A 16,377-nucleotide genomic window follows, 5' to 3' on the forward strand; every position below is an offset into this window, starting at 1 on the left:
GGCCACCTGACCGTGCCCACCGGCCCCGGCATCGGCGTCGACCCCATCCCCGACCTCCTGCGCGAGGTCACCGTCTCCACCGAATGGATCGCCCTCTAGACCGGCCACGGCAGGCCGAAAAATCCAGCGGAAGCCCCCCCAGGCCGGTCGGACGGCCACGGCCGGCCGGACGGCCGCGGGCCGTACAACCGAAGGACGCGGAATCCCCGAGGCACCGGGGGTTCCGCGTCCGCTTTTCCGGCCTCTCGCCGGACGGTCAGGTGAGCAGGGCCCTGCCCCAGTAGTCACCGGCGTCACGGACCCCGCCGGGGCAGGCGAACAACCCGCTCGAGACATGCTTGATGTACTCGTTGAGCAGGTCGTTCTTCGCCAGGGAGAGCTGGATCGGGACGAACTGGCGGCGCGGGTCGCGCTGGTAGGCCATGAAGAACAGGCCCGCGTCCAGGCGGCCCAGGCCGTCGGAGCCGTCGACGTAGTTGTAGCCCCGGCGCAGCAGGTGGGCGCCCCCGTTGCTGCTGGGGTGGGCGAGCCGTACGTGGGCGCCGGCCTTGACGACGGTTTCGCCGGTCGTGTCCTTGGCGGCGAAGTCGATCGGGTCGAACTCGGCCTTCTTGCCCAGCGGGGCGCCCTCGCCCTTGTCGCGGCCGAAGATCTGCTCCTGCTCGACCAGCGGGGCCCGGTCCCAGGTCTCGATCATCATCCGGATCTTCCGGGTGACCAGGCAGCTGCCGCCCGCCATCCACTCCTGGCCGTCGGACGGGGCCACCCAGAGCTGCTCCCCGAGCAGCGCCTCGTCCTCCAGCTTGAGGTTGTTGGTGCCGTCCTTGAACCCCATCAGGTTGCGGGGCGTCGCCTGGGCGCGAGAGGTGGAGGAGGTACGGCCGAAGCCGAGCTGGGACCACCGGACCGAGACCCGCCCGAAGCCGATGCGGGCCAGGTTGCGGATGGCGTGCACGGCGACCTGCGGGTCGTGCGCGCAGGCCTGGACGCAGATGTCACCGCCGGAGATCTCCGGCAGCAGGGCGTCCCCGGGGAACTTCGGCAGCGCGGCCAGGGCCGCCGGTTTCCTGCTCGCCAGGCCGAACCTGTCGTCGAACAGCGAGCCGCCGAAACCGACCGTCAGGGTCAGCCCGGCCGCGGGCAGCCCGAGGGCCTCTCCCGTGTCGTCCGGCGGGGCCTCCGGGACTCCGCCGACGGCGCCGAAGGTGCCCGCCTCCTTGCCCTGGGTCATCCGGGCAGCGGCGGCGGTCCACTCCTGCAGCAGGTCGGCGAGCTCCGCCTTCTTGTCGGTGGTGACGTCGAAGGAGACGAAGTGCAGCCGGTCCTGGGCCGGGGTGACGATGCCGGCCTGGTGCTCGCCGTAGAAGGGAACGGCGCCGGAGGCCGGGCCGACGTGCGCGGAGGTGGGCCCGGCGCCCCCGTCGCCCGAGCGCACCGCGATCACTCCCGCGCCCGCCGCCGCCGCGCCCGCGACGCCCAGCCCGAAAAGCCTCCTGCGGCTGATCCGCTCACTCATTCGCTCTCCTCAGTACGGCTCGCGTGCCGCGAACGCCTGCCCGGCCCGTCTGCTATTTGGCAACAACCGCGGCGATCTTGCTGATCGGCTCGGCCAAGGCGTTGATGGAGTCTGACAGCTTCTTCAACTCGTCCTTGGACAGTTCGGTGTGCAGCTTCCATCCGTCGCCCTTACGGTGCGAGCCGAGCTCGGCCTCGGTGGCGGCGAACTTCTCGTCGAGGGTCTTGACCAGGTCGGGGGCGCGCTCCTCCAGGACGGGCCTGAGCGCCTGGACCGCGGCCTTCGAGCCCTGCAGGTTGGCGTCGAAGTCCCACAGGTCGGTGTGGGAGTAGCGGTCCTCCTCACCGGTGATCTTCCCGGAGGCGACCTCGTCGAGCAGGCCCTTGGCGCCGTTGCCGAGCAGCACCGGGGAGATCTCCGCGCCGTTGGCCTTGTCGACGATCGTCTTGATGTCGGTCATCAGCTTGTCGGCGATCGGGCCGTCCTTGCTGACGTCCTTGGTGACCCAGAGGTCCTTCTCGATCTTGTGGAAGCCGGTCCACTCCTCGCCCTCGGCCAGGTCGTTCTCGCGGGCGTCGATCGCCGGGTCCAGGTCGCCGAAGATCTCCGCGACCGGCTCGATGCGCTCCCAGTAGGTCCGCGCGACCGGATAGAGGGCCTTGGCCTTGTCGATGTCCCCGGCCTTGACCGCGTCGACGAACTCCTGGGTCTTGGTCAGCAGGGTGTCGCTCTGGCTCTTGATGTATCGCTTGTAGCCCTCGGTCGCCGCGGCCAGCTTGGCGTCGTCGCTGAGCGGCTTGTGCTCGCCGGTCACCTTCAGCGGGCCCCGGATGCCCTTGCCGGTCATACCCGGCTTGCAGACGGTCTCGTAGACGCCCGCGGGCAGCTCGACGATCACCTCGCGGGTCAGGCCTGGCACGATGTTCTCCACCTCGCCCATCACCCGGTCGCCCGCGGCGTAGACGTAGAACTCCGTCACCTTGCTGCCGCCGTTGGTGATGGTGAAGGTCGAGGTGCCGGCGGCGACCTCGGTGGTGGCGACCTTGCACTCGGTGTCGCTGGCGGCCACGGTGATCGGGCCGCCCGCGCTGCTCTTGGCAGCGCCGGGGGACGCGGCGGGGGTGTCCGCGCCGCCGGAGCAGGCGGTCAGCCCGGCGAGGGCGAGGAATCCTACGGCGATGGCGATGGATGTACGCATGATGTTCCTGTTCAGGCCGCGGGACGCGGATCGGTCGCGGGGAGGGTGGGAGAGGCTGCGGGACGCTTACGCTGCGGACGCAGGAAGAGGATGAGCGTGGGGACGGCGTACAGGAGCCACGCCGCGGTCTCCAGCACGCTGGGCTGCGGGGTGATGTTGAACATCCCGGACATCAGCACGCCGTACCAGGAGTCGGCGGGCATCACGGAGGTGATGTCGAAGGCGTAGGTGGACAGTCCCGGCAGGATGTTGGCCTCCTGCAGGTCGTGCACGCCGTACTTGAAGATGCCGGCGGCGACCAGGATCAGCAGCAGGCCGGTCCAGGTGAAGAACTTGGTGAGGTTGATGCGCAGCGCGCTGCGGTACAGGCCCCAGCCGATCGCGATCGAGGTGAGGACGCCCAGGCTGATGCCGATCAGCGGGCTCGCGGTCGTGGTGGCGCCCTGGACGGAGGCGAAGAACAGCAGGGCGGTCTCCAGGCCCTCGCGCGCCACGGCAAGGAAGGCCATGACCACCACGGCCGCCGAGCCCATCTGGATGGCGTCGGTCAGCTTGGCCCGCAGTTCACCGGAGAGGGAGCGGGCCGCGCCGCGCATCCAGAAGATCATCCAGGTGACGAACACGGTGGCCAGCAGTGAGGTGACGGCGTCGAACATCTCCTGCTGGCCGTGGTTGAGGCGTGTCGCGGTGAAGGTGAGCAGCGCGCCGAACCCGATGGAGAGTGCCACGGCCACGCCGACGCCCGCCCAGACCTGGGGAAGCCTGTCCCTGCGGTCGCTCTTGACGAGAAAGGCGACCAGGACGGAGACGACGAGGGTCGCTTCGAGGCCCTCTCGCAGTCCGATGAGGTAGCTGGCGAACACCGCGACTCCCGGGAAGACTTACAAAGGCTTACCTAATTTAGGACAGGGCAACCTTACTCTTCACACGAGGATGCGTCATCAGGCCCCCCGGGTCGAGAGTCGGACCGCGATATGGCATTAACTTCCGAGAAAAAGGTCTTGCGGTGGGCCTCTCGAAGCCCCCGGAAGCCCCGGATAAGGAATGATTCCGGCGCGAGAGCGGGAGCCGCCTACGAGCGGCCCGCGGCCAGATCTTGGGTGTGGTGCTCCCAGGCCGCGGCGCGACGGTGCTGCTGCGGCAGTCCCCGCCCCGTCGAAGACGTCGACCGGCTCGAACCCGGGTGGATCATCCGTGGGCCGGAAGTAGGCCGGAAGCGGACCAGAGCCCTTGGGGTCTCCCCGGGGCAGATCGTCACAGGAGGAACAACGGGGTGCTCGTCGGGCAGATCCCGGATCCAGCCCCGTCTGTCGCGTCACGGTCGGCCGAAGGCGCCCGTGACGGCCGTCACCGGCCGGGCACGGGCGCCCTGGCCACCCGGCAAAGCACCACTAGGAGATCCGGCCGAGGCGGGGGATCGCCTCCAGCAGTGACCGGGTGTAGTCATGGCGGGGGGTGTCGACGACCTCCTCCGTCGGCCCCGTCTCCACCAGCCGGCCCTGGTGCATCACCGCCACGACGTCGGAGACGTAGCGGACCACGGCGAGGTTGTGCGAGATGAACAGCATGGACAGGCCGAGCTCCTCGCGCAGGGAGCGCACCAGGTTGAGCACCGCGCCCTGCACCGAGACGTCCAGCGCGGAGGTGATCTCGTCGGCGACCAGCAGCTCGGGCCGCGCGCCCAGCGCCCTGGCGATCGCCACCCGCTGGCGCATGCCGCCGGACAGCTCGCGGGGATAGCGCCCGGCCAGGGCTGCGGGCAGCGAGACCAGTGACAGCAGCCGCTCGACCTCCGCCTCACGGGCGGCGCGCGGCAGGCGCAGCCCCTCGCCGACCGAGGCGCCCACGGTCATCCTGGGGTCGAGGGAGGCGTAGGGGTTCTGGAAGACCATCTGGATGCGTTTGGGGTCGGCCCCCGCGATCTCCCCGGTGTACGGCACCAGCCCGGTCACCGCCTTGGCCAGGGTCGACTTTCCGGAGCCCGACTCCCCCACCAGCCCGACGATCGCCCCGGGCGGGATCTCCAGCGTGACGTCGTCGACCGCCGTGAACGCGCCGAACCGCACCGTCAGGTTCTTGATGATCATTGGGCCTCCCAGCAGGCGACCTGGTGCGCCTTGCCGTACGGGATCAGGGGGGGAAGCTCGGCGCAGCGGTCGCTCGCCAGTTCGCAGCGGTCGGCGAAGGCGCATCCCTGGCCGACCTCGGCGGGGGCCGGCTGACGTCCCGGGATGCTCGCGAGCGGCAGGGACCTGTCGGTGTCCATGTCGGGCAGCGAGGCGACGAGCGCGCGGGTGTAGGGGTGCGCGGCGCCGGTGGTGAGCCGGTCGACGGGAAGTTCCTCGACGACCCTGCCCGCGTACATGACGACGACCCGGTCGCACAGCTCGCCGACCACGGCGATGTCGTGGGAGATGAACAGGGTCGCGGCGCCGGTCTCGGCCGTCACCTCACGCAGCAGGCGGAGGATCTGCCGCTGCACCGTCACGTCGAGCGCGGTCGTCGGCTCGTCGGCGATGATGAGCCGCGGCGCGCCCATCAGGCCCATCGCGATCACCACGCGCTGGCGCATGCCGCCGGACAGCTCGTGGGAGTGCTGGCGGGCCCGCCGCGCGGGTTCGGGGATGCGCACGTGGTCGAGGCGGTCGACGGCCCTCTCCCAGGCCTTCTCACGGCTCGCCCCCTGGTGCACGGTCGCCACCTCGGCGAGCTGGCCACCGATCCGCAGCGCGGGGTTGAGGGAGGCCATCGGGTCCTGGAAGACCATCGCCAGCGAGGTGCCGAGCAGCTTTCGGCGCTGCTGTTCCGTGAGCTCGTCGAGGTCGGCGCCGCACAGCCGCAGCCTGCTCGCCGTCACCTCGCCCGGGTAGGGCACCAGGCCCCCGACGGCGGAGGCTGTCAGGCTCTTGCCGCTGCCCGACTCCCCGACCAGCCCGACGATCTCCCCGGGGGCGACGGTCAGCGACAGGCCGCGGACCGGGGTCACGCCGCCGGGGAAGGTGACGGTGAGGTCGCGCACCTCCAGGACCGCCTCCGGATCGGGCTCCCCGGCCATCCCCGGTTCCGCGGCGGCTCCGGAGACCGGCCTGCCAGCCGGTACGGCACTGCGCGAGGCCGCCCGCGCCAGCGCGTCCCCCAGCAGGTTGAACCCGATGCCCGCCAGCGCGATCGCGACGGCGGGCCCCAGGGCGACGGCCGGGGTGTCGTAGATGCGGCTGAAACCGTCGAACAGCAGCCGTCCCCAGTCGAACGCCGGCGGCTGGACGCCCAGGCCGAGGAAGGACATCCCGGCGAGGCCTAGCAGCGCGCCGCCCAGCGCCTGGGTGAGGTTGAGGATCAGCGGCTCGGCGATGTTGGGCAGGACGTGGCGCGCCATGATCCGCCCTCGGGAGACGCCGAGCATCCGGGCGGCCGCCACGTAGTCGGCCCCGGCGACGGAGGCGGCGAGCGTCTGGGTGAGCCGCGCGAAGCCGGGCGCGATGGCGGCGCCGATGCCCAGCACGGCCCCCTTCGCGCCGAGCCCGGAGATCACCGCGGTGAACATGGCCAGCAGCAGGCCGGGGAAGGCGACCAGCGCGTTGACCGCGCCGGTGACCAGCCGCGCGCCCCTGCGGGGCAGCACCGAGGGGAGGGCGCCGAGCACGGTTCCCGCGACGGCGCCGATGAGCGTGGCCAGCAGGGCCAGGGTGAGCGAGAGCCGTCCGGCGACCAGCACCCGGGCCAGGATGTCGCGCCCCAGGTTGTCGGTGCCGAGCGGGTGTGCGTCCGAGACGCCCTGGAGGATGACCGCCGGGTTGATGCGCTCGGCCTCGGCGCCCCAGATCGGGGGGCCGATGATCGCCAGGACCACCATGAACGCGACCAGTATGGTCCCGGCGAGCCCGGCCGGCGTCCGCAGCAGGTGCCGCATCAGGTCTCCTTCAGGGCGGAGGTCGGGTCGAGCACGCCGAGCAGCACATCGACGAGGAAGTTCACCACGAGCACGATCGCGCCGTAGACGAGGATCACGCCCTGGGCGACGGGGTAGTCCTTCTGGGTGATCGACTCCACGATCCGCATGCCGAGGCCGGGCCAGGCGAAGACGAACTCGACGAGCACGCTTCCCGCGATCAGGCCGGTGAGCAGCAGGCCGCCCACGGTGAGGGTGGCGGTGAGGGTGTTGGGCAGGACGTGCCGTAGGTAGATGCGGGAGGCGGGCAGCCGCTTGGCACGTGCCAGCCGTACGTAGTCGCGGCCCAGCTCGCGCAGCGTCTCCACCCGGGAGATGCGGGAGATCATCGCGATGGGGGCGATGGCCAGGGCGAGGACGGGCAGCACGTAGGACTCGGGGCCGCCCTTGCCCGCGGGCGGGAACCAGGCGAGCCCGATGGCGAAGACGGAGACCAGGGCGATGGCGTAGAGGAACTCCGGCACCGCGACGGCCGTACCGGTGACCGAGGTGAAGGTCGCCTCGGTGCCGCGGTTGCGGCCGTTCTCGGTGCGCACCCCCGCCCACATGCCCAGCGGCACCGCGACGAGCAGGGCCACGGCGGTCGCGAGCAGCGCCAGGGTGAGGGTGTTGGGCAGCCGGGCGGCGATGATCTCACCGACCGGTTCCCCGCTGAGGAAGGAGGTGCCGAAGTCGCCGGTCAGCACGTGACGGACGTAGGTGGCCAGCTGGGTGAGGATCGGCTGGTCCAGCCCGAGTGCCGCGCGCCGGGCCTCGATCAGCTCGATCGGGGCCGCCTGGCCGAGCGAGGCGCGCACCGGATCGCCCGGGATGAGGTGGATCATCGCGAACGACGCGACGAGCAGTACGGCCAGCGAGATCACGAAGCGGACGAGGTGCCGCAGCGCGAACGCCCCCCGCGTGCGGCCCCGGGGCGCGCCGCCCGCGAGCGGGCGGCGTCCCTGTAGGCGAGGGATTCCGGCCACTAGCCCGCCTCGGTCATCCGGATGGAGGTCGGTACGAACAGGCCCGCCATCATGTCGAACTTGGTGCCCTTCTGCGCGACGAGCACGGTGGTGTCCACGACCGGCACCAGGTCGGAGTTGTCGAACAGCGCGGACTCCGACTCGAGCCAGGTCTTGCAGCTCTCCGCACCGGGCTTGAGCACGGCCTCGGAGACCAGCTTCTGGTAGCGGGCGTTGGCCAGGTGGGCGAAGTTGGCGCCCTTGGGCGCCGCGGGCCCGGACAGGAAGCCGACGAGCTGGGTGGGAAGGGTGACGCCGATCGGCAGCCAGACGACGTCCCAGTCCTGGGTGACGTTGAGCGACTCCGCCAGTTTGGTGTCGATGACGCCGTTCAGCGTGACCTCAGCGCCGATCTTCTTCCACGCCTGGGCGAGGTATTCGTTGGCGGCCTGGATGCCCGCCCCCCTGGTGGTGATGTACAGCAGGCGCAGGGACAGCTTCTTGCCGTCCTTGACGCGGACGCCGTCGGCGCCGGCCTTCCAGCCCGCGGCGTCGAGCGCGGTGGCCGCGGCGGCCGGATCGAAGGCCGGGACGTGACCGGTGACGCTGTCGCCCTGGCAGGGCTTGGGGTCCCCGACCAGCCCGGTGACCTGGCGTCCCGTGCCGCTGGAGGCGATCCCGGCCAGCTCGGAGAGGTTGATCGCCTGGGTGAGGGCCTTGCGCACCGCGGGATCCTTGGCGGGGCGGTCGTCACCCTGGTGGTAGAAGAACTGCCCGTTGCCCGCCGACACGACGAGCTTGCCCATTCCCGGCGTCGCCTCCAGGCGCTTGCGGTCGGCGCCGTAGATGATCGCGCTGTTGAGGTCGCCGGAGACCAGCATGTTGGCGGCGGTCTGCTCGTTCGGCACGACCTTCAGCACGACCTTGGCCGGCATGCCCGGCTCCTTGGTCGTGGCGCCGTTCGGTCCCCAGACGTAGTCCTTGCGGAGCTGGAAGGTGTAGTGGTCGCTGGGCACGGCCTCGGTGAGCGTGTACGGCCCGGAGCCCGAGGTGGCGCGGGCGATCAGCGAACGGTCCTTGACCGCCTTGCCGCAGACGATGAACATCAGCGGAGTGCTCTCCAGGATGAAGCTGAACGGCTCGGGGGTGGAGAGCGTCACCGTCCCCGCCGCGTCGTCCGCCTCGGCCTTCATCCCGGCGGGGACGAGCACGCCGTAGACGGGTGACTTGGTGGCCGGGTCGGCGATGTGGTTGACGTTCTCGGCCACGTCGGCGGCGGTGAGCTTGGAGCCGTCCGAGCAGGTGACGTCCTTGCGCAGGGTGAAGGTCACCGAGGCGGGCTTGACGTCCCACTTCTCGGCCAGCCCCGGCATGATCTTCCCCTCGGGGGAGTTGTAGACGAGCGTGTCGTAGGCCAGCGACAGCACGCTGTTGGTGACCCCGAGGATCCCCATGGCCGGGTCGAGCACCCCGGGGTCGGCGCTGAGCGCGAAGGAGAAGGTGCCGCCCTCCGCGGGCTTCCCCGACGGGCTGCTCGCCGCGCCGCCGCAGGCGGCCGCGAGCAGGCTCAGGGTAACGAGAGCGGCCACCGGGCCTACTTTTTTCATGGAAGCTCCAGGAAGGTGGGGGTGATGCCCCACATTCGCCTGTTCATGGTGTTCCTTCTTCGTGCTCGCCCACAAAAAGCAGGCCACCCGTCGTGCTATCTACCGAAGATCCGCATCTGGAGCATCACGGTCAGCCTGGCTTCGGGGTCGGTCAGGTCCAGCTCGCCGATCTCGGTGAGCCGCTTCAGCCGGTAGCGGAAGGTGTTGGCGTGCACGTGGACCCGTGCCGCCGCGGCGTTGACGTCGCCGAAGGCGTCGAGATAGGCCCGCAGGGTGGGCACCAGCTCGCTGCCGTGCTCGGCGTCGTAGGCCAGGAGCCGCTCGTAGGGGCCGGTCGGCGCCTGCTCCTCCGCCTCGGCCAGGTCGGACAGCTGCAGCAGCAGCGCCTCGAAGTGCACGCCGGTGTAGCCGGCGACGGCGCCGGAGGACCCGCGGGCGCGCAGTACGCGCAGGGCCCGGTCGGCGTCCGCCCGGGACCTGGCCACCTCCGTCAGGTTGTTCGCCAGGCGTCCCACACCGATGTTGGCGGCGTGCCGGGGACCGACGCGGGCCAGGAAGCTCTCCGCGACCCGCACGGCCCGCGTCTCCTCCTTGCCGCCGTTGCCCGCGTGCAGCGGCAGTACGGCGTAGGCCACCGAGCCGACCAGCGCGGCCGCGGCCTTGGGGTGGATGGCCCCGACGTGCAGCGCCAGCGCGTCGCAGAAGCGCTGCCTGTCGCTCTCCCTGCGCGCGGCGTCGCCGATCGAGCCGCCGGAGCCGTCGCTGAGCTGGGCGGCGAGCACGCACAGCCGTTCGCTGGCGACGCCGAGCCGGCCCGCGGCCTCGGCGGCGTCCTGGCCACCGGCCAGCACGGTGGACAGCAGGTCGGCGCGGAGCCTGCGCCGGGTGTCCGCCCCGGCCCGCTGCCGCAGCAGCTGCAGCGCGACGATCTTGGCGGCGTCGGCGAGCGCGCGCTGCCGCTGGTCGCTCAGCGGTTCTCGCACCGCGGCCCAGATGGAGCCGAGGATCTCGTCGCCGGAGCGCACGGCCACCGCCGCGCGGGGGATGCTGACGTCGTCCAGCTCCATGTAGATGGGCTCGTGGCTCTGGTAGAGCTGCCGGAAGAAGCCGCGCTCCTCCAGCATCCGCCGGTACCGCATCGGCACCTGGCGACCGAGCACCGTCTCCACGCGGCCCGGGTCCGCCTCGTCCTGCCGCCCGGAGTAGGCCAGCACCCGTGAGGAGCGGTCCTCGATGGTCACGGGGGCGTCCAGCAGCGCGCACACGGCGTTGGCCAGGGAGAACAGGTCGTCGGGCGGGGCCTGCCCGGGTTCGGCGAGGTCGCCCTCGGCGAGCAGGGAACGCAGCAGCGCCGCCACCTGTGCCCAGGAGGCGGCGCGGGTCAGGCCCAGTACCGCGACGCCGGTCTCCAGCACCTTGGCGCGGACGAGCTCGTCGACGTCCACGGGCTGCTTGACGACGATGCCCGCCACCAGGCCCGCCCCGTCGAGCAGGGCGCATATCTGCTCGGCGCGGTCGACCCCCACGGCGAGCAGGAGGCTTCCCTCGGGAAGCAGCAGCTCGTCGAGGGGGTCGTAGATGTGAACCCCGGTGACCTCGGCGTCGAGCTCACCGGGAGAGGCGGCCACGTCCAGCACAGTGCTCCCGAGGTCTTCCAGGATGCGCTGCAGGCTGGCACGCGGCCGATTACTCATCTGCTCACGATAGTGGACATAAAGGGACATCAGGCGCGCAGGTGATCTATCGCCACACGAGCCGCGCGGCCGATCGCCGCGTCCGCCTGGGGCAGCCGGAAGCCGAGCGAAGAGGTCCGCAGGAAGACCGCGGCCGCGTAGCGCCGTCCGTCCGGATACTCCAGGACGCCCGCCTCGTTGCGGACGCCCCAGAGCGTGCCGGTCTTGCCGGAGATCTTCACCTCGTCGCCGAAGGCCGAGGAGAGGCGGTGCGGCCAGATCTGGTTGCCCATGACCCTGCGAGCCTCGGCGCAGGCCTCCGGGGAGGCGGCCTCGTCCCGCCAGATCTTCGCCAGCAGGGTCGTGATCTCGCGGGGTGTGCCCGAGGTCGTCCGCGCGGGGTCGCGGATCGCCAGCGCCCTGATCCGATCCTCGTCGATCGCGGCGAGCGCCTGCTCGTCGAACCCGTCGGGCAGGCCCAGCTCGGACACCACGCTCTCGAACAGCTCGGCGCAGCCGCCGATCAGGTGGATGCCCTCCAGGCCGAGCCGGCGCAGCGTGGCGTGCACGTTGTCGAGCCCGACCCGGCGCAGCAGCACGTCCGTGGCCGCGTTGTCGCTCATGGTCATCATGAAGTGGGCCAGGTCGCGCAGGGTGAGCGAGACGTCGTCCGCGCACCCCGAGGTGCCGATGCCGCCGTCCTTGTCGGCCGCGGTCACGGTCAGCCGCTCGGTGCGCTCCAGCGTCCCCTCCGCGGCCTGCCTGGCGTACTCCAGCAGAATCGGGAGCTTGAACACCGAGGCGAGCACGACGGGCTCGTCGGAGCCGAGGCCGATCTCGTCGTCGCCGTCGACGTCGCGGACGTGGACGAAGCCCTCCACGTCCGCGTCGTCGAAGACCTCGCGCAGTGCGCCGTGCACGTCAGCCACGGCGCAGCGTCCTCGCTCCGCTGTGCATGTGGGTGGCACGCCCGTCCCCGACCACGAAGGTGATCGTCTCGTGCATGCCGCCCTTCGGCTCCGCGGCGATGAAGGAGTGGTCGGCGTAGTGCACGAAAAGGCTGGTGCTCCGCGTCTGGCCGTTCTTCTCCATGAACTCGCCGGGGATCATGGTGACGTCCAGGCCGCCGTGGCCCTCGGTCACCTCCCAGACGTACATCGGCCCCTCGTACCTTCCGGTGTAGGGCGCGGGGTCCACCACCTGCGGCGTCTGGGGCGGAACGGGGAGCTCCGGCACGGCCAGGCCGGTGACCTCGCGGATCAGCGGCAGCGCCAGCTCGGAGATCAGGCCGAGGACGGAACCGCCGTTGGCGCTCATCGCGATCGCGAAGTCCGCCCCCGGCACGACCCGCCAGAACGTGCTCTGCCCGATCGTGCCGCCGTCGTGCCCGATGACCTCGCCGCCCCAGTCGAACAGCTCGAAGCCCAGGCCCCAGCGGTCGGCGAGCAGCCCGGGAACCACGGGCACGTCGATCTGCTTGGTCCGCATGGCCGCGACCGACTCCTCCGACAGCAGCCGGGTGCCGTCCTCCGCCACGCCGCCGGCCATGAACATGCGGCCGAAGCGGACCAGCTCGCGCAGGGCCAGGCACATGGTCGAGCCCGCGGGGGCGTTGGAGCGCGGCATCGCCCACGAGAGGTTGACGGCGTTCTCCGGGCCGAGGTGCCCGGCCGCCGCCCGGAACACAATGGCCTCCTCGGGCAGGAGCGCCCAGTGCGTGGCGCCGAGCGGGCCGAGCAGGCGCTCGCGCATGGCCTGCTCCCAGGTGGTGCCGCGCAGCCGGGCGACCAGCGCGCCGAGCACGCAGTATCCGGCGTTGCAGTAGGAGAACAGCGCGCCGGGCTCGTGGACGTGCCCCGCGCCGTGCAGGAAGTCGATGTACTTGTCCAGGCAGTCGTCGCCGCGCCCGGTGTCCTCGAACAGGTCGCCGTCGAAGCCGCCGGAGTGGGTGAGCAGGTGCCTGACGGTGACGACCTTCTCCGAGCCGTCGGCGACGGCGAACTCCGGAAGGTAGTCGCGGACGGGCCTGTCCAGGTCGACCAGGCCCTCGTCCACGAGCTGCATCACCAGCGCGGCGGTCCAGACCTTGGTGGTCGAACCGACCTGGAAGACGCTGTCGGTCGTGGTCTCGACTCCGGTGTTCCTGTTGAGCACGCCGGTGGCGACCTCGAACAGCCGCCCGTCGGCCCAGATCGCCAGCGAGGCGCCGGGCACGTCGTGCTTCTGGGCGACCTCGTCGAGACGCTTCTGCAGATCTTCAAGCATTCTGGCTCCTCAAGCGATCTTCGGGGTGGCGCGGACGCCGAGGTGGACGTACGGCGAGCCGTCGGGCAGCTCGTAGAAGACGGCCGACATCCACTGGGGCTCCCCCTCGGGGCGGCCGACGAAGGTGGTGTCGTTCACCGCGACGAGATCGAACTCGATGGGCGGATGTATGCCGGCAAGGGCTCCGGTGGCCTCGTTGAGCAGTGACAGGCGCCCGTCGCGGACGGTCAGCGTCATCCTGTTGCCCGCCCGCTCGTACACGCCGGCGTAGCGCTCGACGTCGACCTCGACCGGCTCGGCGGGCGGTCCCAGCACGGGCGGCACGCTCACGCCGATCAGCTCGGCGAACAGCTCGGTCGCCAGGGCGTGGTGGAAGGCGGCGGTGTGGCCACCGTTGGTCAGCGAGCACACCACCGTCCCGGTGTCGGGGATCGCCCAGAGCATGGCGGCCTGGCCGATGGTGTTGCCCCCGTGGGAGATGACCCTGTGGCCCTGCCACTCGTCGAGGATCCAGCCGATCCCCCACTGCTTGCCGAGGGTGTAGGGGTTGGGGATGTCCACCTGCGGCTCCCACATCGCCCGCGGGTCGGACAGCAGCCCGGCGGACAGGTGGGCGCGGCCGAAGGCGACGACGTCGGCCGGGCGGGCGGAGATCAGCCCGGCCGGGCCGCAGGAACGCATGAGGCTCGAAACGGGGGCGGGCTTGCCGTCGAGGTGGCCCAGGGCGGCGCGGAAGCGCAGCACGTCCTCGGGCAGGGTCCAGGTGTGGGTCAGGCCGAGCGGCTCGATGATCTGCTCGCGCAGCGCGGCGTCCCAGACCTTGCCGGTGAGGCGCTCGATGACGCGCCCGGCGACGATGAAGCCCGAGTTGCAGTAGGACTGCGTGGCGCCGAGGGGGTGGTTCTGCGCGAGGTCCGCGCAGGCCTCGACGTACTTCTCGACGCAGTCGTCACCGCGGCCGGTGTCGAGGAAAAGGTCGCCGTCGATGCCGGAGGTGTGCGAGAGCAGGTGCCTGATCGTGACCGTCTTGGTCACCTCGGCGTCGGCGACCTTGAACTCGGGCAGGACCTCGGAGACCGGGGTGTCCAGGGTCAGCGCGCCCTGCTCGACGAGGAGCATGATCTGGGTCGCGGTCCACACCTTGGTGATCGACCCGATCTGGAAGAGCGAGTCGGTGGTCACCTCGACCCCGGTGTCCACGTTGAGCACTCCGGCGGCGAACTCGTGAACCTCTCCCTCGTGGAAGAAGGCCAGGTTCGCGCCGGGAACCTCGTACTCGGCGATCAGCTCTGCGAGCCGGTCGTGCCAGCGAGCGGGATCCACTGCTCCAGCCACGCGACGATCCTTTCGTTGTAGTCCAGCCGGTGAGACGGACGGCCGTTGAGGATGAACAGGTGGGAGCCACCGGGGTAGCGGACGAGCCTGACCGGCACCCCTTGTTCGCGCAGCGCGGCGAACCACTGCTCCGCCTGGCCGACGGGGCACCGGTCGTCGGCGTCCCCGTGCAGGAGGAGGGTCGGCGTGGTCACCCGGTCGACGGCGCCCATGGGCGACTGGGCCGCGACATCGCCCCCGCACTCATGCACCTTCAGGAAATATCCGGCGTCGGAGGTGCCGGACATGCTGTGCAGGTCGCTGACGCAGCCGCCGGGGATCGCGGCCTTGAACCGGTCGGTCCTGGTCGGCAGCCAGCAGGAGATGTAGCCACCGTAGCTGTAGCCGGTCAGGCCGAGCCGTTCCGGGTCGGCGACGCCCTCGGCGACCAGCTCGTCGATCGGGCTCAGGAAGTCGCCGGTGTCGGCGATCCCCCAGGCGCCGAGGGCGGCGGTGTAGAAGGCCTCGCCGTACCCGTCGCTGCCCCGGGGGTTGAGGGTGAGCACGGTCCAGCCCTTGGCCGCGAGCACCTGGTGGTAGAGGTGCACGCCGTCGAAGACCGGCGCCCACGTGTTGTGCGGGCCGCCGTGGACGTCGAGCAGGAGCGGTCCCGGCCCGGTGAGCGTCTCGTCGCGCAGCACGAACCCCTCGATCGGCGTGCCGTCGGGGGCGGTGAAGGTACGGCTGCGCGGAACGAACAGCTCGACGTCGTCCAGCGCGTACGCCGACAGCCTCATCGCCGCCGGGACCGCCCCTGCCGCCGGGGCCTCGGACCGGTCCGCCGGGAAGTCCAGGAGATAGACCTCTCCCGCGCTGTACGGCGTGGACGCGACGTAGGCGATCCGGCCCGCCGCGGCGCTGACGCCCGCGACCACCTGGTCCCCTCCGACGATCTTCTCTCCGGAGGCCCGGTAGAGGTGGGTGAAACCGCCGTCGCGGGCGCAGAAGATCAGTTCGTTCCCCGCCAGCTGGGGCGTCGCGCCCGGGTAGCCCGGCGCGCCCACCATCACGTTGCGGTCCAGCCCGGTCACGATCTCCTCGAGCCCGTCCGCGCCCAGCCCGAACAGGCGGGTGTGACCGACGGGGGCGCCGGCGAATCCGGCGACCAGCAGCCGCCCGTCCAGCCACCAGGCTCCGGCGCAGATCACGCCGGGGCCGGTGAGCGGCTCCGGCTTGCCGCCGGAGACGTCGACCGAGTAGACCGTGCCACCGATGACCAGGTCGCGGTCGGGCTCCATGGTCGAGACGAAGGTCAGCCGCCCGTCGGGGGCCCAGGACGGCTCACCGGCGTGGAAGTCGCCGGAGGTGACCTGCGTGGTCTCCCCCGTCTCGGTGTCCACCACGAACAGGTGCATCGTCAGGCCGCGCAGCAGGCCCGTGCCGTCGGCCTTGTAGTCCAGGCGGTCGGCCACGACCGGGGCGTTCGGGTCGAGGTCTCCGCACGGCGCGGCGTAGGCGATCCTCGTCCCGTCGGGGGACCAGACCGCCGCTCCGGCGCCCAGTTTCGCGGTGGTGAGGGGGCGGGGTTCGCCGCCGTCCATCGGCAGCAGGTGGATCTGCGGCGTGCCGTCCACGGGACGCAGGAAGGCGAGCCTGCGCCCGTCGGGGGACCAGCGCGGGGAGGAGTCGCGCGGGCCGCCCGTCAGGCGCCGCGGCTCGGCGCCCGGGGCGGCGAGCCAGATCTCTGAGCGGTTGCCGTCGGTTTCCCGATCGGCGGTGGTGACCACATAGGCGACGGCGCTCCCGTCGGGGCGCAGCCGGGGGTCTCCCGGTACCGCGATGCGGTAGAGGTCGCTGGGGGCGAGGCGGGGCATGTCCGAACGCTAGGCGCCAGTCCGCGCCGCTTCTTCG

At 71.3% G+C, this 16,377-nt stretch carries 12 protein-coding genes; all 12 read right to left on the minus strand.

What is annotated here, in order from left to right; all coding sequences use genetic code 11:
* Positions 1–256 precede the first annotated feature (256 nt).
* The gene (gene efeB / locus AB0N02_RS40770; RefSeq protein WP_363958635.1) at positions 257–1,516 is read right to left on the minus strand and encodes an iron uptake transporter deferrochelatase/peroxidase subunit; all 1,260 of its coding nucleotides are present in this window, start codon (positions 1,514–1,516) and stop codon (positions 257–259) included.
* Positions 1,517–1,568: 52 nt separating this feature from the next.
* Entirely contained in the window at positions 1,569–2,714 is a 1,146-nt protein-coding gene (efeO, locus tag AB0N02_RS40775) for an iron uptake system protein EfeO (protein ID WP_363958638.1), read from the minus strand.
* An 11-nt stretch (positions 2,715–2,725) separates the two neighbouring features.
* A complete protein-coding gene (gene efeU, locus AB0N02_RS40780; RefSeq protein WP_363958641.1) occupies positions 2,726–3,577 on the minus strand; it encodes an iron uptake transporter permease EfeU in 852 nt (283 codons plus the stop codon).
* Between the two features lie 528 nt (positions 3,578–4,105).
* Entirely contained in the window at positions 4,106–4,801 is a 696-nt protein-coding gene (locus tag AB0N02_RS40785; RefSeq protein ID WP_363958644.1) for an ATP-binding cassette domain-containing protein, read from the minus strand.
* Positions 4,798–6,624 carry a dipeptide/oligopeptide/nickel ABC transporter permease/ATP-binding protein gene (locus tag AB0N02_RS40790; protein ID WP_363958647.1) on the minus strand — a complete coding sequence of 609 codons (1,827 nt, stop codon included), beginning with the start codon at positions 6,622–6,624 and terminating at the stop codon, positions 4,798–4,800. The genes AB0N02_RS40785 and AB0N02_RS40790 overlap by 4 nt, the downstream gene beginning before the upstream one ends.
* Positions 6,624–7,628, minus strand: coding sequence for an ABC transporter permease (locus AB0N02_RS40795; RefSeq protein ID WP_363958650.1), 1,005 nt, complete (start codon positions 7,626–7,628; stop codon positions 6,624–6,626). The genes AB0N02_RS40790 and AB0N02_RS40795 overlap by 1 nt, the downstream gene beginning before the upstream one ends.
* Positions 7,628–9,196, minus strand: coding sequence for an ABC transporter substrate-binding protein (locus AB0N02_RS40800; protein ID WP_363958652.1), 1,569 nt, complete (start codon positions 9,194–9,196; stop codon positions 7,628–7,630). Before AB0N02_RS40800 ends, AB0N02_RS40795 begins: the two co-directional genes overlap by 1 nt.
* 113 nt (positions 9,197–9,309) lie before the next feature.
* The gene (locus AB0N02_RS40805) at positions 9,310–10,908 is read right to left on the minus strand and encodes a helix-turn-helix domain-containing protein (protein WP_363958655.1); all 1,599 of its coding nucleotides are present in this window, start codon (positions 10,906–10,908) and stop codon (positions 9,310–9,312) included.
* 29 nt (positions 10,909–10,937) lie between these two features.
* The gene (locus tag AB0N02_RS40810; protein WP_363958658.1) at positions 10,938–11,816 is read right to left on the minus strand and encodes a serine hydrolase; all 879 of its coding nucleotides are present in this window, start codon (positions 11,814–11,816) and stop codon (positions 10,938–10,940) included.
* On the minus strand, positions 11,809–13,152 hold the full coding sequence (locus AB0N02_RS40815) for a serine hydrolase (protein ID WP_363958661.1): 1,344 nt from the start codon (positions 13,150–13,152) through the stop codon (positions 11,809–11,811). Before AB0N02_RS40815 ends, AB0N02_RS40810 begins: the two co-directional genes overlap by 8 nt.
* Before the next feature lie 9 nt (positions 13,153–13,161).
* Entirely contained in the window at positions 13,162–14,487 is a 1,326-nt protein-coding gene (locus tag AB0N02_RS40820) for a serine hydrolase (protein WP_363958664.1), read from the minus strand.
* The gene (locus AB0N02_RS40825; protein WP_363958667.1) at positions 14,436–16,340 is read right to left on the minus strand and encodes a S9 family peptidase; all 1,905 of its coding nucleotides are present in this window, start codon (positions 16,338–16,340) and stop codon (positions 14,436–14,438) included. The genes AB0N02_RS40820 and AB0N02_RS40825 overlap by 52 nt, the downstream gene beginning before the upstream one ends.
* Positions 16,341–16,377: the final 37 nt, after the last annotated feature.

Source organism: Streptosporangium sp. NPDC051022 (assembly GCF_040683035.1).
In the GTDB taxonomy this organism is placed as follows: domain Bacteria; phylum Actinomycetota; class Actinomycetes; order Streptosporangiales; family Streptosporangiaceae; genus Streptosporangium.